Source organism: Thermostichus lividus PCC 6715 (assembly GCF_002754935.1).
In the GTDB taxonomy this organism is placed as follows: domain Bacteria; phylum Cyanobacteriota; class Cyanobacteriia; order Thermosynechococcales; family Thermosynechococcaceae; genus Thermosynechococcus; species Thermosynechococcus lividus.
Window position 1 is genome coordinate 2,207,600 of the sequence record NZ_CP018092.1, and the last position, 18,345, is coordinate 2,225,944.

Consider the following 18,345-nt stretch of genomic DNA (forward strand, 5'->3'; position numbering starts at 1 on the left):
TAAGATAACAATCTTTACGTTTCGCAACAATTATGCCAACTGCATTGATTACCGGTGCGACGGGAGGCTTAGGACAAGCCTTTGCCGCAGCCCTTGCCGATCGCCACTACGATTTAATTTTGACCGCTCGTTCTGCTGCTGCCCTAGACACCTTGGCCAAGGAACTAACGACCTCACGGACGGTGCAAGTGATTACCCTGCCGCAAGATTTGAGCATTTCAGGGGCAGCCGCACAGCTTTATGAGCAGGTGGAGGCACGGGGGGTAAGGGTCGATCTGCTCGTTAACAATGCTGGATTTGGGGACTACGGGGCGTTTGGCGATCGCGATCGCTCCCGTTTGGTGGCCATGGTACAGGTCAACATCACCGCCCTCATGGAACTAACCCATTTGGTTTTGCCCCAGATGCGTCAGCGCCACAGTGGCACGATCATTAACGTCAGTTCCATTGCTGCCTTTCAGCCCCTACCCTATCTCGCGGTATATGCGGCCACTAAAGCCTTTGTGCGCCACTTTAGCGAAGCCCTGTGGGCAGAACTCAAGCCCCTTGGCATTCGGGTGCTGGGGGTGTGCCCAGGTCCAACGGCCACTCAATTTTTTGAGCGCGCCGATATGATGGGCAACCCGGCATTGATAGGTTCCCAAGACTCCCCCGCCCATATTGTGGCCGAAACCCTCGCCGCCTTGGATCACGATGTGGCTACCCTCATTCCCGGTCAAGCCAGTAATCGCCTCTTGGCATTTGCTGGTCGATGGGTGCCTCGGCAATGGCTGGTGCAGCAGCTAGAACCCCGCTTCCGTCCCCCCGCTCAGTAGCAGCAGCCCCAAAAACGAGCCACTATTCCAAATGCCATGCAGAATCATGGCCGCCCCTAGGTTTTGCGATCGCCAGTAGGTGTAGCTCAGCACCGTACCCAAGACCGTCAAGGGCAAGAGATCTGCAAGGTTCAGGTGCGCCACCGCAAACAACAGCCCCGTCAACACCATCGCGCTACCAAGGGGCAGATAGCTTTGCAGCGATCGGAAAAAGAAGCCGCGAAAGAGTACCTCCTCAAACAGCGGCGCCATGACCGCCACCATGAGGTAGAGCAGTGCAAAGGTGCGATAGTCTTGGCTTTGTAAAATGACCTCCAAGAGCGGATTCCCTCCCCCTTGATTTTTCAGCAGTCCTTGGGACAGCAACGAGGTCAACAGTACCAACGGTAAAGCTGCTAGGTAACCGCCACTGCCCCACAGGACGGCACTGCGCCACCCCCCTTGCCACCGTAACCACTGCCATGGGGGCTTACCAAAGCGGTTTAACAGCCACCACAGCAAGCCATACCCAGCCACCATCATCACCCCATAGGTAGCCAACGCATAAAGGGTTTGGCCAAACGCCGAGGTCAAGAGCTGTCCCCCAGTCACCAGCGCACGCAGGAGAGGCATCACCACAAGGCTAAGGGCAAAAAAGGTGGCAAACCAACTCACCATCACCTCCCAAACGGTCGCCCAGCCCCACGGCACCGGCGCAAAGGCTGGTAAGGGGCTGCCCTGTTGTCGCCGTCGCACATGCTGGTAAATCCACACCAGCCACAGCACCACCCCCAACCCACTACCGATCAGGGGCGTACTGCCCACCAATATTAAGCGTTGAAACGCTGCCTGCGCCTGCACCTGCTCTGCGGTTGCTAAGGCCATCAGAGCCTCGGGGCGCTGTTGCAGTTCGTAGAGCCGCTCAAGGGCACGGTTGCGAAACCACCCCCGTAGCGTCGTTTTAATCAGCGATTCAGCCTCCGGTAAAAGCTGCGGTGGCGTATCCCATAGCCCAATTAACACCTCTGCCGTGCGGCGAGGGGTGCCCTGAGCCATAGTTGTTAATGGCTGCCATGTCTCAAGGGCGCGATCGCGATCGCCCTGATCCGCGTACAGCAACCCCAATTCGAGGCGCAAGCGCTGGTTTTGCGGGGTGGGTGGCTCCAGCGCTGCGGTGTAGGCACGGATCGCCCCTTGTGTATCGCCCAAGAGGCGATCGCGCGTCCAAGCATCACCAATGCCTTGCCATTCCCTCGCTTGCAGTGTCAAATGGGTCTGCAGAAGATTAATTTGGCTTTGGGGTTGGGGTTCCAGATAGCTACTTAATAGAGACAGGCTCACCAGAGCAGCCACAAGAATTGTCAGAGCGGCCAGTACAAACTGCTTCACAGACATAGAATTGCTAAGAAGGGGGCTTTCAAAACCTTAGCGGAAAATCAGTCTCGATAAAGAACTCAACCCCTTGGCTGGGGTGTAGAGGCACCAGAACCAACACACATTTGCGTATATTTACGGTTGGCGCTGTACAGACCCGGTGATAGTCTGCAAAATAACACTTATTTAAAGATTCAAGGTCAGCAGTTCTGTGCTTTGCAATGATTCAGGGGAGGGCTACAGAAAGTCCGCGTTCTATGCGCTAGGATGAGCACCGGCTGGTTTACTGTTCCACCTGTGGTCATACCGCTGAGCGATACTAAAGCTAGCTATGCTAGTTCCTCATCGCTGCTGTTGTGTGTTTTCAAGGAGAAACAACTATGTCCTTTGCGTTTCAGCTAACACTCAGACAAATTATTCTAGGGTTATTTCTAACGGCTGCCAGTGGCGTTTTACCCATTCTGCTAGCCCAAGCCGCTAAAGCTCAAAGCGTAACCGATAACTTGCAGATTCAGGCCACTGTTAAGGCTTCCTGCAAAATTAGTAGCGTCACCAACATTAACTTTGGTACCTACGATGCCTTGGGTACCCATTACACAACCCCTCTAGATAGTCAAGGGTCGGTCAGCGTCAGTTGCCTGCCAAAGGTTAAAGCCAGCATCCAGCTTGAGAAGGGTCTCTATCCGATAGCGGGTTCGACCTGTACAGCTCCCGCTCGCCAAATGAAAGGACCAAGCGCCACAGCCTTGCTACCCTACGGCCTATTTCAGGATGCAGCACGCACCCAAACCTGGGGATGCACTGCCGCCACGGGGGTAGATTATACCGCTGCCTCGGCTGCAGCAACCTCCTTTGATATCTATGGCCGTATTCCAGCGGCGAACAGTATGCTAGGCATTCTGGATACCCTTGAGCCAGGTGCCTACAGTGATACGGTGCAAATTGTAGTCTCCTTCTAAGGTGCGGTTGCGTTATTGGGTCTTGGCCAGCCTTTGGGCAGTAGCGGCAATTGTAGGGATGCCGTTGCGCTTAGGGGCGCAGTCCACAGAGTTTTACCTGAATGCGGTGCAGGTGTTTCTGTCGCCGCGACAACGAACAGTACTGCTTACCCTTACCAATACCGGCGAAACACCCCTTAACTTTGAAATTAGTCTGCGCAAGTGGCAGCAAACCCCTGATGGCCAAGATGAACTCAGCGAGGCGGATGGCGGTGTTGTGGCTTTTCCCCTGCTGCTGTCGGTGCCGCCAGGGGAGCAGCGTAGCTTACGGGTGGGGGTGCGGCAGCCGCCCCTTGAGCAGGAGAACACCTATCGGCTGTTGGTGGCAGAGTTGCCGTCCCCTAATATCCCCAACACCCAAGGGGCACAGTTGCGCATTATTAAAACCTTGAGCTTACCAGTTTTTATTGAGCCAGTCACCCCCCAACGCCAAGGAGAGTTTGTCAATGCCAGCATCCAGCAAGGGCGGCTGAGTGTGACGCTGCGCAACACAGGCAATGTGCATATTCAAACCCTTGGCATCATAGTACGGGGAAAGAGTGATCAAGGAGCTGTGATTTTCGAGCAAACGCTAGACTCCGTTTATGTGCTGGCCAATCGTCAACGGGATTTTCGCAACCTTCTCTTACCCCAGACAAACTGTGCCCAAGTCCGCCAAGTTACCCTACAAACAGTGGCAACCTCCCCTACAATTACGACAACCATTCCCACCCCTAACGGCATTTGTTCTTAGGGGCAGTGCTCTTCCCCTGTTCTTGGCGACTGTGCCGCCGCTCTACGCTCAAGCTCCCAGTGAAACGTCTGCAATTTATAGCCTTGAAGTTAATCGCGTTGCCCGTGGCGATGTCATTGTGTTTCTGAGGGGTGACGATGTACTCATCCCATGGCAAGACCTGTTGCAGGCTGGCCTCACGGAAGTGGGTGGCAGCCGTGAAATGATTCAGGGCATTGAGCACGTTTCTTTGCAGTCTCTGGCGCCTGCGATTACCTTTGAGCGGGATGATGCGGCGCTGACCTTACGGATTCAGGTGGCTGCCGATCTGCTGCCCGCCAATGTGATTGACTTTAACCCAGACAATGCGCCACCGGGGATCCGCTACAGCCAACCCCTGAGTGCCTACCTTAACTATGGTGTCTTTTGGAATAATGTTGAGACCCTCACTGCCGCTGCGGAAATGGCAGTCAGCTTTGGCGGGAATGCCCTCACTTCGACGGTCGGGTTGACTGCGAATGGAGAGTTGCAGCGGGGTTTAACCGCCCTGATCTTGGATAACCGCCGTCAGTTGACCACGTTGACGCTGGGGGATAGTTTTGTTACTACGGATCTGCTGGGGGGGGGCGGTTTGTGGGGCGGCATTCGCTGGGAGCGCAACTTTGGCCTGAGTCCCTACCTCATTCGCCAACCCGCCTTTGATATGCAAGGGGAACTGGCAACCCCCGGCACTGCCGAAATTTATATCAATGGCTTCCTGACGCGCCGTGTGAGCTTGCTGCCGGGGTCGTTTACGCTTAAGAATTTGCCCTTTAGCGGTGGCTTTAATCGGGTGCGGGTGGTGGTTACCGACGCAGAGGGTAAGCAGCAGGTGTTTACTCAAGGGTATGTGCAGTCGGCGAGCTTACTGCAACCCGGCCTGTCTGAGTTTATTGTGGCGGCGGGGGTCGAGCGCCAAGGCTTGGGGGTGGATAACTTTAACTATGATGGCTCAGTGCAGATGGTAGCCGCCTATCGGCAAGGCGTGCTCAATAACCTGACGCTGGGGGGACGCATTGAGGGGAACGCCCACCTGCTCAATGGCGGGCTGAACTTGAGTACAGCGTTACCCATTGGTACTCTCGATGTGGCGGCGGCCTTAAGTACCACTCAAGGGAAGCTGGGTACCGCGGTGGCGGCGGCCTATAACTATCCAGGGGCGATCGCCTTCAGTGGTGGGGTACGGCTGCGCAGCCCAGATTATGTCACAACTAGCTTACCCCTAGAGGACGATCGCTCGCTGTTGGATGGATTTGTGAGTACAACCTTTAACCTTGGTTCACGGATTAATATTAGTGGTCAATATTTTTTTAATAATCCTCGCGATCAAGTGATTGGTCAGCAGGCTAGTGTGCTAGCACAGGTGCGCTTGCACCGGAACCTCAGCCTGTTATTGCAGGGATCGCGGTCTTTTTTTGGCGATCAAGCACCCGTGAACCAATTTAGCGTGACGCTTAACTATTTTCTCAATAATCAGGTGAACCTCAATACCGGTTGGGTACAGCGGGGTAATCAGGGGGTGCCTTTTGTCAATGTGTCGCGATCGCTCCCCTTGGGGGTGGGCTACGGGTATCAAGGTCAGGTGTCCCCCGTCAGTGACCAAGGGTTAGCTAGTGGGTTGTTTCAGTACAATACCCCGTGGAGTCGCTATCAAGTTGGCTATTCCCAAGCAGGCAACAGCGGCCAAACCTCATTAGGGGTAGAAGGCGGGATCGTGGCCATTGGTGGTCAGCTATTTTTCACCCGCCCAGTTCAGGGCAGTTTTGCCCTCGTGCAAGTACCCAATGTGGCCGGTGTGCGCACCTACTTGAGTAATCAGGAAATTGGTCGCACTAATCGCCGTGGGCAAATCCTGATTCCCGATCTGCTGCCCTACTATGCCAATGACTTACGTATCGAGGATCAAGACGTGCCCCTTGATTTTGCCATTGGCCGAAGTCAACAGTTCATTGCACCGCCATTTCGAGGTGGGGCGATCGCCCGTTTTGATGTGCGCCTCAATCGGAGCTATGTAGGGCGAGCTATTTTAGTGCGCGGCAGTACTCGCATTGTTCCCAGCTTGGGGCAACTGACGCTCAAAAAAGATGACCAAGCGGCGGTTTCGCCCCTGAGTACTAATGGCGAGTTTTACTTTGATACCTTGGAAGCAGGTACCTATGCAGCAGAATTGGCCTATGAGCAGGTACAGTGTAATTTTACGGTGACCCTACCCAAGGCTGACGATCTCTTTACCGATGTGGGGGAATTGATATGTCAACTACCCGATTGATCTATCTAGGAGTGCCCCTCCTGTGGCTCTTAGCAGGACTCTCCGCCTATGGCCAAGGCACTGGCTGTCAGTTTCAGAGTGTTACGGCGGTGAACTTTGGGGTTTACGATCCCTTTGCCCCAGCGGCCTTGGATGGCACCGGCCAACTGCGCTTTGTCTGTAGCGGCGGTGGTACAGGCAGCTTTAATAACCGATCCATTACCATTCAGATTAGCCAAGGCAATAGTAACAGCTTTACACCGCGGCAGATGAGCAGTGGCAGCAGCCGATTGAACTATAACCTCTACCTCGATAGCGATCGCAGCCTCATTTGGGGGAATGGCACCGGCGGCAGTTATCAGCGTGGGCCGTTTATTCCGGGTAACAATGTAGTGAATACTATCCCTATTTATGGCCGCATTCCAGCCCAGCAATGGGTTGCCCCTGGCGCCTACAGTGACTCGCTGCAGGTCGTCATCCAATTTTAGCATATAACTGCAAGAATTATTTTATTCACTGCTGCTACTGTGCCAGCCAGTTATGTAATTCGCTACATTGTAGGGATTGTCAGAGATACTTTACTGAATTATTAACATTTATGGAAGCTGGACGGCAGGATACACGACGATATCAAGAATATATCCATTAGCACGTACAGCGATTCAGCATTGAACAAGTTAGTCGAGCAGAACCATTAAGTTTTGAGCGAATTGAAGGAATTTTCAAGCATCAGTATGCTCAGAAAAAAACCTAGATGGAACGGAGTCAGACGGATTGGAATCGATGAGGTCAGTAAGCGCAAATGACATCAGAACTTCGCTACCGTTATCAGAGATATTAAAACTGGAAAACTCATCGAAGTCATTGACAGCCATCAACAGGAAGAGCTCATTGAAGTGCTAAAGCAGCAGTCTTTTGAGGTGAGAGCACAGGTGGAAGAGGTGGACGTGGCGTTCGGTGGCTCAACTCAGTTCTCGTAAGGTGATGTCTTCGGCAACGGTTAACTCAACTTGCAAGGGAGCAGGCATATGGAATGGTAAGAAGGGATGAAGTTCTCACTATTTTATAACTGCGGTGTCTATCTTCAGGCCTCGAGTAGCTCATTACAGGAACCGTGAAGGTTGCTAAATGTGAGATCGGTGATTTGCTACAGTGGCAGTAGAGTATCCCAATAGTGAGGCTAGCTATTGCGGCGATGACTTATTCTACTGCTGGCTCTGCAACCCTCAGTCTGCCAACAGTTCTAGATGTTCAGGAACTGAGCATTTACTACCATAATCAGCAAGTGGTCGATACAGTTAATCTCACAATTCCCGAAAAACAACTGGTGGCTTTTATTGGGCCGTCGGGTTCTGGCAAGAGTACGGTTCTGCGCTGCTTTAATCGCCTGACGGATTTGATCCCGCAACTTCGGGTGACAGGGCGTATCTTCTATAGAGGCAAGGATCTTTACGATCCCCAGTGGGACGTTACGAGTATCCGTCGCCAGATTGGCATGATTTTTCAGCAACCCAACCCATTTCCAAAGTCAATTTATGACAATATTGCCTTTGGTGCCCGGGTCAATGGCTACGCTGGTAACATCGATGAGCTAGTAGAGTGGTCGCTGCAACAGGTACATCTGTGGGACAGTGTTAAGGATCGGCTCTCAGTTAATGCAATGGCATTGACCATCGGTCAACAGCAACATCTGTGTATTGCTCGGGCGATCGCCCTTGACCCAGCAGTGCTCCTGTTAGATAACCCCACCGTCAATCTTGACACCTGCTCTAGCAGCCACCTCGAAGAACTATTGAGCCAACTAAAAAAACGCTACACCCTGATTATGACGACCCATAATCTCCGACAGGCCGCGCGGATCTCTGACTATACAGCTTTTTTTGGTACCAAAATGAACACCAGCGGCCATTCGATAGGTTACTTGGTAGAGTATGCACCTACCAGTCTCCTGTTTCAGCGGCCACAGCAAGCACTGACCCAGCGCTATGTCACAGGACGGGTGCTCTGAGCGTCCTTATCCTTTGGCTCATCAGGGCGATCCTAGGCTCAATAAACACCTAAAACACCTAATTGTCCATAATTTCCTATAATTAAGGTCAAGTTTTGTTAAAAATTGTAGTGGCTCCCTTTGGTCTTTGACCCCCCATTCCTTAGATCAGGCGCCAGAGCAACCTTTCAGGCTTTAGTTTTAAGAAAGTATTTTTATATAACGTGTATATTATTGAGAGAGTCAAAGCTAACCTAACTATAGTGGAGATAAGCAAAGAAGTGACTCTTGCCCCTCTTGTTCACTCTTTCTGAGAAAAGGTGGGTACATTAGTCTCAAGATGGTTGGAACGGCTGTGGAATAGGGCGTCATGACTATGATTATCTGTTCTGAGTGCTGCCACCCCAATCCAGTTGGTGCTGTTCAGTGTGAAGCCTGCTTTTCCCCAATGCCTGATATGAATACTTGTCCAAATTGTGGTGCACCGGTTCAGTCAGATGCGAATTTCTGCGGTCAGTGTGGTTTTAACGTGCGCCAGTTTGCTATGAATTCATCCTCCGTAGCAGAAGTGCCGGATTTAGCTGCTACTGCTGCTCCAGCGGTGGAACTTACCGCTACTGTACCGGGACGGGGGACGACCCTCTCTCCCCCCCCGCCCCCCCGCCGCATCTGTTTCCAGCCACAGCGGTTCCAGCAACGCCAATCTATGCCAAATTAATCCATGTACAGACCCGCACTGAGCTAAACATTCCCCCCGGCCGGGTGGTGGTTCACATTGGCAAGCCCAACGATCGCATTCCCCCGGACATTGATGTTGCTGGGTTTCCTAATTCTGAGGTGGTCTCCCGCATCCATGCCGATATTCGAGTGGAGGGAAATGCCCACTACATTGAGGATGTGGGCAGTGCTAATGGTACGTATATCAACAATACTGCGCTGTATCCGGGCAATCGGCACCGTTTGGCACCTGGCGATCGCATTGCCCTTGGCAAAGGAGATTTAGTGACGTTTATCTATGAACTCACTTCCTAGGAACCCTTTAGCGTATCGACAGGCAAGAGGCGGTAATAAAACATGATTACATTGACACTTCTACATCCAGTCCAAGCAACCCCCGTCCAGAGCTGGACGTTTGACAGTGAAGCTGTGATCCGCATTGGTCGTGCTGTGGATAATCATGTTGTCCTCTACAGTGCGGTGGTCTCGCGTCACCACGTTGAACTGCGGCGAAATGGGCTGCAGTGGGAGGTTGTCAACCTAGGTACCAATGGCACGTATTTAGATGGCAAACGGGTACAGCAAGCCCCGCTTTTAGATGGCGGTATCCTGCGGTTGGCTCGATCCGGTCCCAACATTCAAGTCCGCCTTAGCGCTGACCATCAACCTATGCCCCCCAACGCTAGGATGGCAACGATTCCCGAAACAGCTCGTACTGATGTGGAGAAAGGCACCTACTCAGGGGAGGAGGAAGCCGTGGGCACCGACAATGCCGAACCCCCAGGCACCGCAGCAACCGGGATGAGTTATCAGGGCATCATTACCGAAGAGGACGACGATGAGGAGGAAAATTTTGCGGTACAGGGGGAGTTACCGGCGCAACTATTAGCTGAGTGGCGCGCCCCTCCCGACTGTAGCCACAGCCGTGCCGAAGCTGATGATATATTCTGCATTGAGTGTGGCGTGCCCCTCAAGGTATGGAAGACCCTTGGCAACTATCAAATTATTAAAGCCTTAGGCCAAAGTAATACCTATTTGGGTTGGCGCAATGGCCAGACAGCAGTTGTCAAAGGGCACAGCTTGGCAGCCTCTAAGCGCGAAATTCGTGCCTTTCAGCGGCAAGTGCGGCAGTTATGCCAGATGAGCCATCCGGTTCTGCCTAAGTTTTGGGAGGGGTTTCAGTACGGCACAGACTCCTACCTTGTCTCGGAAATGGTCTATGGTCATTCCCTTAAGCAATGGATTAATGATCATGGCGTGATGAATGTTGTTGAAGCGAGCCGTTGGCTGATACCGATTTGCGATCTCTTGACGCTACTTCACCAGCAAGATCCCCCCATTTTGCATTTGCATATTCGCCCATCCAACCTCATCCATCCCTATGTCAGCCGTGAGGCTACTAATGTTGTGCTGGTTGGGTGGGGCAAGGCATCGGTGCTCACCTCAGAGTCTGGTACCTTTATTGGCACGGTGGGCTATTCTGCCCCTGAGCAGCAAGAAGGGAAACCGGAACCGGCGTCAGATTTGTACGGCCTTGGTGCCACTATTGTGTACTTGCTCACAGGGAATGAGCCAGACACCTATTTCCGCTGGGGTGCGCGGGAATACCGCCTGTATGCTGAAGATATTCCCCATCTTGATCCCCTGATGGTGGATTTAATTAACTGTTTGACTCACCCAGACCCGCGGGAACGTTATCCCAATGCCGCAGCTGTGAAGCAGCGGCTAGAGCAAATTGCGACTATAGCTATGCCTGCTCCGCCAGTTTCCAGTGCCCTATGATGCCGCCTCATGGAGGGGCAACGGCGTGAGGTTTTACGCGCGAAGGCGATCGCCAAAATAACGGCGATACAGTTCACAGCGAACCTTAGCAAGGCTGCCATTCAAGCTAATTAGCCCCAAACTGTGGAGCTTAAAGCCAGTGGTTGCTTCGACGGTAACGCCACTCTCGCTACTGACAATATCGGCAAAGGCCGGTACCAGTTCTTGGCGTTGATGGAGGTGCCACCATTGTCCCCGTAAATGATCGCGGTACAGACCCGTTTCAGAGGCAGCGTTGGCCATGAGTTCCGGCCACGTTACATCGTTACGGGCTAAGTGGTATAGCGTGAGTCGAATTAAGTAGGGATGTCCCCCTACCAACTGCTGGAGTTCCTTGAGATGGTCTGGGTCTAGGTTAAGGCCGTGCAGACGGCTTAACTCACAAATTTGGTCGTGGTTAAACTCTGGTAAATCAATGGCGAGGCCGACGTTAAAGGGGGACTGGTTAATATCGAGGGGGATATACACTTCCGTACCATGGACAACAATTAAGCGCAGATTGCGCCAAATGTCGCGGTTTTTCCCCTCCTCATGCCATGCCCGTAGTAGCCCGAAGAAATCACTGGCCACGTCAGGGTATTCAAACACGCGATCAACTTCATCCAAGCCCAATACTAGGGGGCGACCCGCCATCTGGGTGCCGGGTTTCTGACAGTTGGGCAGTAGATATTCTTCAAAATAAGCTGTGCAGTTATACTTACTGCCAAAAATATCGTCCCAGTAGTCCTTAAGGCGGTTTTCTAGCCCCAGCCGCCGCCCAACTCCGGCACACAGCCAGCGCAGCAGCTTGTCAAGGTCGCTGAAGACGTGGGCATCAGCCAATTGAAAGCTCAACGGGACGGTGCCATAGCCCTCTTGGGTGGCTCGATACATCAGCCGTGCCATCAAGGAGGTTTTGCCCATTTGCCGGGGGGCTTTAATGCGAATGAGGGAACCGGGTTGTAGGAGGGTTTCGCGGCAGCGCTGCTCGATGGGAGGGCGCTCGATATAAAAGGCAGAGGCTACTTCTACTTGCCCTTCTGGTAGTTCAGGTTCAGCCACCGGCACAGGGGCACCATCTCCCACTAGGGTGCCAGTTTGCCCTTGCTCTACAGCGGTTTCGTGAATCCCATCACTGGTGGGCAGCACTGGATCAGCAGTGGCATTCACGAGGTCAAGGACTTCTTGAACTAGGCTCGCAGTGTCTGCTGGCGATCGCCAAAAGCGTTGCTGCAACCGATGCAAGTAGCCGCGTAATTCGTAGTTTAGGGGTAGGTCTAGGGGAAAGTTGACCCGCACCGGCAGGATGAACGGACGGCGATCGCTGCGCTGAGATTGCAGTTGCTTAACACTACGGACTTCTTCAAGTACCATCTCACTCTGGGCGGCGGCTTGGGAGAGAAGCAGTAAAAAGAAATCGCACTGCTTCAGAGCGTGATCAATGCGCTCTGCCCATCCTTCTCCCATGCGGATACTTTGGCTGGCCATAAAGGGATGATGCCCTGCGTTTTGGAGCGCTTCTTGCAGCGCCGTGGCCAGTTGCAGATCGGTGCCATCGCTGGAATGGCTGATAAATACGTGTCGTCCCCGAGGCGGAATTGCAGCGGTAGGAGCGGGGGTGCTGGGTAAGGGTTGGGGGGGTGGGGTGGTTGAGGCGATCGCAGTACTACTCGTTGAAGGAGCCGCGTTGCTAACCGGCGATCGCCAGAGGTCTTGAATCGGGGTTTTCAGAAAGGAGCCAAGGCGCTGCCAGAGGGATTTGGGAAGTTCCACCTGCTGCAAGCTTGCCAGTGCCTCTGCCGCTGTGGCAAAGCGTTCGTAAGGCGACGGATGAATCAGTTTATTGACAAACTGGACGAGGCGATCGTTGATCGGATGGACTGGCTCCCAATGCCAGCAACCGTAGGGGTCTTGGGTGAGCTGCAAGGGATTTAACCCCGTCAACGCCTGTACAGCAATCATGCCCAAGGCGTAGAGGTCACTGGCGGGGCGAGGTCGCCCTTGGGCCTGCTCAGGTGCCATGTAGCCCGGTGTGCCAATGGCGATCGTTTGGGCGGTGGCGTCCCCCACCAAGGTGCCACCCCCAATAGAAACCCCCATTTCCTTGACCGCGCCAAAATCAATCAGGACAAGGCGATAATCCGATTGCCGCCGGATCAGGTTATCGGGCTTAATGTCGCGGTGAATCACGCCGCACTGGTGCACAAAGGCCAGAATTCCCAAAGCATCTTGAAGAAAGTAGAGGACTTCCGCCTCCGACCACGTGGCACCGGGTACGAGTTGCTGGCGCAAGACCTGTCCTTCAATAAAGTCTTGGACAAGGTAAAATTCACTGTCTTCCTCAAAGTAGGCTAACAGGCGGGGAATTTGATCATGACTGCCGAGCCGTTCAAGGGTTTGCGCCTCCCGCTGAAAAAGAGAGCGTGCCAAGGGTAAAAAACTAGGATCGGTGCGTGCGGGTCGCAGATACTTGACGACGCATTTTGCCCGCACAGGACGGTGAGTGTCCTCCGCTAAGAAAGTTTGGCCAAAGTTCCCCGCTCCCAAGACGCGAATCAGTTTGTAACGACTGCCAAGGGTTTTACCAATCATGACCACTTCTGCTACGTTGCTTGTTTGTACTGTAACCCAGTTACAGAGGGTTAGTGGCAGCCGCTCAAATTGCCTAATGGCTGTTGATATGGCTACACTGAGGAGTATTAACGAGTTAGACTTCAGCGGTTGACAAGCATTGGCATGGTCTTAATTTCTCCTTTACACTTTGCATGGCTCGATGGTGTGTGGGATGGGGTATTTTCCACCCAAGGCATCATGATTATGCTCCTGATGGCCTATGCCGGAGCGATGTGGCTGTTTCTCTCAAGTGCGCCCAAGGTGTTTACGGTTATGGTGTCAGATTTAGAGCATGCCCGCCAGTTTTACGAGCAGGAGTTACGGTTACCCGTTGCTGATGTGCCACTCCATTACTACTACAACTATGAGCAAACTTTGGGCATCGCCTCGATGGATCCGCTCTATGTGCCGTCAGCCCTGAGCTACAGCAGCCCCAAACGCCCCAGCCCCAGTGATGGGTTGTGGTATCAACTGAAAAAAAACACTCAACTGCACGTGATTGGCGGTGCTAGCAAGGGGGAGCGCAACCGCCAGCGCCATGTGTGTTTTGACCGCGAATGCTTAGAAATGATTTTGTTGCGGGTGCAACGTCGCCAACTGCGCTACAAAATGCGCAGCGATCGCCCGTTGAACTTTTTGGTTAAGGACTATGATGATCGGGTGATTGAGATGGCTGAAATTACCGCACGACCATGACAGAGCTTGAATCATTGCCCAGTCGGGGGCATTTGCTGACAGAGCAGATCAATCCTGCCAGTATCAATCTTGATCAGCTGTCGCCGCTGGCACTGGTGGATCTATTTAACCGCGAAGATCAAGCAACCTTGACGGCAATCGCCAACGCCCGCGATGCCTTAGCACAAACCATTGCCGAGACGGCCGCCAGACTGCGGCAAGGGGGGCGGCTCTTTTATGTGGGGGCAGGCACCAGTGGGCGGCTAGGGGTGCTGGATGCGGCTGAGTGCCCACCGACCTTTTGCAGTCCACCGGATCTGGTACAGGGGATCTTAGCTGGGGGAGAGTCTGCCTTAGTACGAAGTTCTGAAGGGCTAGAGGATTGCTATGCGGATGGGGTTGCCGTGGTGGGCGATCGCCACATCAATGGCAAAGACGTGGTGATCGGGATTACGGCTGGGGGCACCACCCCCTACGTTCATGGTGCCCTAGATGCTGCTCAAGCGGTCGGAGCCTTAACCGTATTTATGGCCTGCGTCCCCCTTTCCCAAGTGCAACGCCAAGCCGACATTGATCTTCGTCTGGTCGTGGGACCAGAAGTTTTGGCGGGTTCAACCCGCCTTAAGGCAGGCACCGTCACCAAAATGGCACTGAATATCATCTCTACGGGGGTGATGGTTCAACTGGGCAAGGTTTATGGTAACCGCATGGTGGATGTGGCTGTCACCAATCGCAAGTTATTGGATCGCGCCCTGCGAATTCTCAGTGATGTAACTGGCATTGAGCGTCCAGAGGCAGCGGCACTGTTAGAGCGCAGTGGGCATAACGTCAAACGGGCCCTGCTGATGTACTGGAGCGGACTAGACGCGATCGCCGCTCAAGAACTACTGGATCAGCACCAAGGGCACCTTCATGCCGCCAAAGCAGCAGCTACCAAAGCTGGGGTGACTAGTTGAAATGGCTCTAAAACTTGTCCTAGAATAGGGAATTTTTGGTAGTCCCGCACTAAAGTAGGGGGTGGAAAAGCCGTAAAGCGGTGTTAGTCGCCAATTGATGTTATAGGAGTGATGTGGGCGGGCTAAAACCCCTCCGCTTTAGCGAGGGGATACAGCCAACTCAGGGGGCTTTAGCCCTCTCTATGTGTTAAACTAGAGACGTGGAAAGTAGGCGTATCAACTACGCGAAGAAACATCCTAGTACGGAGAAATCCCGGCAAGTAAGTCACTACCGCTTTGGCGGCAAGCCTAAACCACTGCAAGCAATGGCAGGATGTTGAGCGTATCGAATTGGCTAGTGTTGAAAAGCGCGAAACCACGAACCGAAACATAAACGTAGTCCCAATAGCAGAAATGCTTGAGGTGAGTAGGGGGTCTTTGACTGCCCCCACCCGCATTAAGTTGTGGGTGACAGCTCAAGGGAAAAGCGAAGCAACGCGGCTTCAGCCCGTTGCGTAGCATCCTTTGGGAATCCCCTCTCTTTCAAGGAGGGGAGAAGTCAATCCGATACTAATCGCTAAAAACTTGGTGAAAAACCCAACCGGCGGTATTAGTAAACGGTATCCGTAAAAAGTAAGCAGAACCCTAGGGTTTAGCCTTGAGGAACTGTGTAGCGGTGGCTTGAGTGCTATTAGCGCTGTTGGCGCAAAAAATCAAGCCGCCCTTGACACCGTTGATCCGTTGGCTCAAGACGCAGAACGTATTCATAGTGGGCGATCGCCGAGTTTACATCTCCCAGTTGCTCTTCGATCCATGCCAAATTGCGGTAATAATTGAGTTCTGTTGGCACAAGGGCAATGAGCTTGATGAGTGTCTCACGAGCAGCGGCTAACTGGTTGGTTAGGTACAGTGCCAAGACTAATTTGGCATAGGGCTTAGGCGCCTCTGGTGCCGCAGCAATAGCGTTTTTTAGTTTTTGAATAGCTTTGCCTAGGGTTTGCTGCTGTTCGGTCGAAAGCGCCAGCCGCAGATGGGCGATTGACCACAGCAGCATATTTTCATTCAAACTCACAGGCGTGGCCTGAGCAGATGCCGTTGTCACAGGAGAGATACCGGCATTTAGCAATTTTTGAACACGTTTCACCAACTCCTGTGGTGTCACTGGCTTAGTAATGTAGTCCACAGCACCTACCCCCCGAGCGCGAATACGGTGCACCGGATCATCTTTGGCCGTTAACATCACAATTGGCACGTGTTCAAGACTGGGCGATCGCCGTAACTGACGGCAAATTTCGTAGCCATCCACCCCAGGTAAATTAATATCCAGCAGAATTAAGTGTGGTGGCTCAGCAATGAGGCGAGGAACCGCAGCCGCAGGATCGGTCAGCGTCAGGACTTGGTAACCAGACCGTTCTAAAATCAAAGAGACTTGGCGCTGTACCGTACGGCTATCGTCAATACAGGCAATCAAAGGACGTTGCTGCCTCCGAACCATACTGCCACCTCACTTTGGAACAAACACAACAGTTGAATGCTTTGTATCGTATCTAACTATCTTGGTCAAAAGCGTGATGTTGTTCGCTCGCTGATGTGATCCTTGTCACCTCCGTAGAGGCCTTAAAACAGGCTGTCGTAGTGCTCAAGCAGATCAAAATTAGGTTAAACTAGTAAAGCTGCGGACGTGGCGGAATTGGCAGACGCGCTAGATTTAGGTTCTAGTACCGCAAGGTGTGTGGGTTCAAGTCCCTCCGTCCGCATTCTTAAAAAAAATGGGGGCAACGCCCCCACTCTAAACATGCATATTCAACTATTCGAATTATTGGTATGGTATGAGCTAGCTAATCGTGACCTCCCGTGGTTCTTCAGGGCTACCCGCATTCGCTTTTTGTTCCATCATTTCTGAGCGAGCCTCAGCCACAAGGTCTTGAAAAGACTCACTGGCTTCGGCAACTGCAGTTTGGGCTTTCTCATAGGTCTCAAACGCCCACATCAAGCCGGACTTGGCAGCATTGCGAGCCTGTTCGGTGAGATTATGACCTGTCATTGAATCCACAGCCCCCACTACAGGAGCAACGGCAACTGCCCCCACACCCAATGCAAGGACAGTCAGTGGCTCTAAACCAAGCAATAGGGCTTCAAACTCCATGCTGCGGCATCCTCCAAAAGCAATGTAAAGGCAAGAACATCGCACCCATCATAGCAAACCCTAGTGAAGTGCAATGGCCTAGTATGGATCAATCGTCGGACTGCCCTCGTTATGCAGTCCTGAGCCAAGAACAGCGACAGACGCTCCCAATGCAAGCATATAGGGTGTTGCTGGATGTGGCTATGAATTGCCCTCATTCCCAACCCTTGTATCTTAAAACTAGAGAGACAGACCGTCACCCCTTAGATGCGAGACATCGTGGAGAAGCTAGGGTCATCTCTCTGATGCAACAGGTCAAACTCGAATCATCGGTTGGGACAGTAGAACCCGCATGACGCAAGATGGATTGGCATTGATGTGTGTAAGCGGTGGCTAGATGTACATCTACGCCCCCAGAAGCAGAGTTTTCGCGTGAGCAACACCGCGAGTGGGATTCGCGAACTTCTGACTCACCTGTGTCCGCCTGAGGCGGTCGCTCGGGTGATTCTAGAATCCACTGGCGGCTATGAGCGGTCAGTGGCGTTGGTGCTGTCCACGCTAGCCTATCCCGTGGTCGTGATTAATGCTCGGCAAGCGCGAAACGTTGCCAAAGCTGCCAATCAACTGGCTAAAACCGATCCGGTCGATGCCGCGATTTTAGCCTAGTTTGGCGAAGCGATGAAACCGCCGATTCGGCCATTGGCCAGCGAAGCGGACGCAGAACTTCAGGACTTGGTCACCCGCAGGCGGCAACTGGTAGACCTCCTGACTGCTGAACAAAACCGCTTGTCAGGCTTACGCGGAACAGCCCAAGCAGATATAGCAGCTCACATTGCATGGCGCAAAGACCGCATTCAGCAACTAGACGAGCAGATCGACACCCAAATCCATCCATGTCAGAGGGACTACGCCTTTTGACCTGCGGGACGCGGGGCAACGCCTATCGCCCAGATGTAAGACCTAGTCATAGAGGCCGCAAGAAATTTACGATTGGGCAATCTGTTGGGTAGGAAGCCGCTATTGTAATTCTTGGTTCAATAGCGGTAGTTCACTGGGTTATAGCCTTGAAACCCTGATCGGAGCGGCGGGATTTGAACCCACGACCCCCACTACCCCAAAGTGGTGCGCTACCAAGCTGCGCTACGCCCCGTTAAGCTTTACTAGTATAGCACTAGATGTCGGCAAAAGGGCAAAAGAATTCGTGGTGCAAAATGCGTTTGTGGCTCTTGCCCAATACGTCACTGATTCGGGGTGGCAATTCCCCTACAATGGTAGGCAAAATTTTTAGGTCGCGGACAGGGTTATTCACGGTGATGAGGAGCCTCGGA

At 52.9% G+C, this 18,345-nt stretch carries 15 protein-coding genes, 2 tRNA genes and 2 pseudogenes; 14 read left to right on the plus strand and 5 right to left on the minus strand.

Annotated features, from left to right (window positions below):
• Positions 1-32 precede the first annotated feature (32 nt).
• Positions 33-815 carry an SDR family NAD(P)-dependent oxidoreductase gene (locus BRW62_RS10760; RefSeq protein WP_099799423.1) on the plus strand — a complete coding sequence of 261 codons (783 nt, stop codon included), beginning with the start codon at positions 33-35 and terminating at the stop codon, positions 813-815.
• Here BRW62_RS10760 and BRW62_RS10765 read toward each other — a convergent pair.
• Positions 783-2,189, minus strand: coding sequence for a type II CAAX endopeptidase family protein (locus tag BRW62_RS10765; protein ID WP_099799424.1), 1,407 nt, complete (start codon positions 2,187-2,189; stop codon positions 783-785). The genes BRW62_RS10760 and BRW62_RS10765 overlap by 33 nt on opposite strands.
• A gap of 359 nt (positions 2,190-2,548) precedes the next feature.
• Between BRW62_RS10765 and BRW62_RS10770 the strand changes: the two genes are divergently transcribed.
• The 9 genes and pseudogenes from BRW62_RS10770 (at position 2,549) to BRW62_RS10800 (ending at position 10,651) form a co-directional block, all read left to right on the plus strand.
• Positions 2,549-3,127 (plus strand): Csu type fimbrial protein, encoded by a 579-nt coding sequence (locus BRW62_RS10770; protein ID WP_099799425.1) that lies wholly within the window; start codon positions 2,549-2,551, stop codon positions 3,125-3,127.
• 1 nt (position 3,128) lies between these two features.
• Complete coding sequence (locus tag BRW62_RS10775) at positions 3,129-3,899, plus strand: fimbrial biogenesis chaperone (RefSeq protein WP_099799426.1); 771 nt, start codon at positions 3,129-3,131, stop codon at positions 3,897-3,899.
• Between the two features lie 31 nt (positions 3,900-3,930).
• Positions 3,931-6,186, plus strand: coding sequence for a fimbria/pilus outer membrane usher protein (locus BRW62_RS10780; RefSeq protein ID WP_227517683.1), 2,256 nt, complete (start codon positions 3,931-3,933; stop codon positions 6,184-6,186).
• Positions 6,168-6,653 carry a Csu type fimbrial protein gene (locus BRW62_RS10785; protein WP_099799428.1) on the plus strand — a complete coding sequence of 162 codons (486 nt, stop codon included), beginning with the start codon at positions 6,168-6,170 and terminating at the stop codon, positions 6,651-6,653. Before BRW62_RS10780 ends, BRW62_RS10785 begins: the two co-directional genes overlap by 19 nt.
• A gap of 707 nt (positions 6,654-7,360) precedes the next feature.
• The gene (locus BRW62_RS10790) at positions 7,361-8,173 is read left to right on the plus strand and encodes a phosphate ABC transporter ATP-binding protein (protein ID WP_099799429.1); all 813 of its coding nucleotides are present in this window, start codon (positions 7,361-7,363) and stop codon (positions 8,171-8,173) included.
• A 355-nt stretch (positions 8,174-8,528) separates the two neighbouring features.
• A pseudogene (locus BRW62_RS15450) lies at positions 8,529-8,654 on the plus strand (double zinc ribbon domain-containing protein); the annotation flags it as partial.
• Positions 8,655-8,696: 42 nt separating this feature from the next.
• Positions 8,697-8,870, plus strand: coding sequence for a hypothetical protein (locus BRW62_RS15455; protein ID WP_227517701.1), 174 nt, complete (start codon positions 8,697-8,699; stop codon positions 8,868-8,870).
• A gap of 44 nt (positions 8,871-8,914) precedes the next feature.
• Entirely contained in the window at positions 8,915-9,184 is a 270-nt protein-coding gene (locus tag BRW62_RS15460) for an FHA domain-containing protein (protein WP_227517377.1), read from the plus strand.
• A gap of 42 nt (positions 9,185-9,226) precedes the next feature.
• A complete protein-coding gene (locus BRW62_RS10800) occupies positions 9,227-10,651 on the plus strand; it encodes a protein kinase domain-containing protein (RefSeq protein ID WP_099799430.1) in 1,425 nt (474 codons plus the stop codon).
• A gap of 33 nt (positions 10,652-10,684) precedes the next feature.
• Here the strand turns inward: BRW62_RS10800 and BRW62_RS10805 are convergent, their stop codons facing one another.
• Complete coding sequence (locus BRW62_RS10805; protein WP_099799431.1) at positions 10,685-13,261, minus strand: AAA-like domain-containing protein; 2,577 nt, start codon at positions 13,259-13,261, stop codon at positions 10,685-10,687.
• 144 nt (positions 13,262-13,405) lie between these two features.
• Here BRW62_RS10805 and BRW62_RS10810 point away from each other — a divergent pair, with 144 nt between their 5' ends.
• The gene (locus BRW62_RS10810; RefSeq protein ID WP_099799432.1) at positions 13,406-13,978 is read left to right on the plus strand and encodes a glyoxalase-like domain protein; all 573 of its coding nucleotides are present in this window, start codon (positions 13,406-13,408) and stop codon (positions 13,976-13,978) included.
• Positions 13,975-14,913, plus strand: coding sequence for an N-acetylmuramic acid 6-phosphate etherase (gene murQ, locus BRW62_RS10815; RefSeq protein ID WP_099799433.1), 939 nt, complete (start codon positions 13,975-13,977; stop codon positions 14,911-14,913). The genes BRW62_RS10810 and murQ overlap by 4 nt, the downstream gene beginning before the upstream one ends.
• A gap of 670 nt (positions 14,914-15,583) precedes the next feature.
• On the opposite strand, the gene BRW62_RS10820 is transcribed toward murQ, so the two are convergent.
• A complete protein-coding gene (locus BRW62_RS10820; RefSeq protein WP_099799434.1) occupies positions 15,584-16,387 on the minus strand; it encodes a response regulator in 804 nt (267 codons plus the stop codon).
• Positions 16,388-16,567: 180 nt separating this feature from the next.
• Between BRW62_RS10820 and BRW62_RS10825 the strand changes: the two genes are divergently transcribed.
• Positions 16,568-16,649 (plus strand) — tRNA-Leu (locus BRW62_RS10825).
• A 77-nt stretch (positions 16,650-16,726) separates the two neighbouring features.
• Here BRW62_RS10825 and BRW62_RS10830 read toward each other — a convergent pair.
• Positions 16,727-17,038, minus strand: a complete 312-nt coding sequence (locus BRW62_RS10830; RefSeq protein WP_198406024.1) for a DUF5132 domain-containing protein — start codon at positions 17,036-17,038, stop codon at positions 16,727-16,729.
• A 345-nt stretch (positions 17,039-17,383) separates the two neighbouring features.
• Between BRW62_RS10830 and BRW62_RS15525 the strand changes: the two are divergent.
• A pseudogene (locus BRW62_RS15525) lies at positions 17,384-17,917 on the plus strand (IS110 family transposase); the annotation flags it as partial.
• 176 nt (positions 17,918-18,093) lie between these two features.
• Here BRW62_RS15525 and BRW62_RS10845 read toward each other — a convergent pair.
• Positions 18,094-18,167 (minus strand) — tRNA-Pro (locus BRW62_RS10845).
• Between the last annotated feature and the right edge of the window lie 178 nt (positions 18,168-18,345).

Bases quoted from the DNA above. Each gene is read 5' to 3' on its own strand.
- BRW62_RS10785 (WP_099799428.1), top strand. From the start codon at position 6,168: ATGTCAACTACCCGATTGATCTATCTAGGAGTGCCCCTCCTGTGGCTC.
- BRW62_RS10830 (WP_198406024.1), bottom strand. From the start codon at position 17,038: ATGGAGTTTGAAGCCCTATTGCTTGGTTTAGAGCCACTGACTGTCCTT.
- BRW62_RS10820 (WP_099799434.1), bottom strand. From the start codon at position 16,387: ATGGTTCGGAGGCAGCAACGTCCTTTGATTGCCTGTATTGACGATAGC.
- BRW62_RS10805 (WP_099799431.1), bottom strand. From the start codon at position 13,261: ATGATTGGTAAAACCCTTGGCAGTCGTTACAAACTGATTCGCGTCTTG.
- BRW62_RS10770 (WP_099799425.1), top strand. From the start codon at position 2,549: ATGTCCTTTGCGTTTCAGCTAACACTCAGACAAATTATTCTAGGGTTA.
- BRW62_RS15455 (WP_227517701.1), top strand. From the start codon at position 8,697: ATGAATTCATCCTCCGTAGCAGAAGTGCCGGATTTAGCTGCTACTGCT.
- murQ (WP_099799433.1), top strand. From the start codon at position 13,975: ATGACAGAGCTTGAATCATTGCCCAGTCGGGGGCATTTGCTGACAGAG.
- BRW62_RS10800 (WP_099799430.1), top strand. From the start codon at position 9,227: ATGATTACATTGACACTTCTACATCCAGTCCAAGCAACCCCCGTCCAG.
- BRW62_RS10810 (WP_099799432.1), top strand. From the start codon at position 13,406: ATGGTCTTAATTTCTCCTTTACACTTTGCATGGCTCGATGGTGTGTGG.
- BRW62_RS10765 (WP_099799424.1), bottom strand. From the start codon at position 2,189: ATGTCTGTGAAGCAGTTTGTACTGGCCGCTCTGACAATTCTTGTGGCT.
- BRW62_RS10790 (WP_099799429.1), top strand. From the start codon at position 7,361: ATGACTTATTCTACTGCTGGCTCTGCAACCCTCAGTCTGCCAACAGTT.
- BRW62_RS10760 (WP_099799423.1), top strand. From the start codon at position 33: ATGCCAACTGCATTGATTACCGGTGCGACGGGAGGCTTAGGACAAGCC.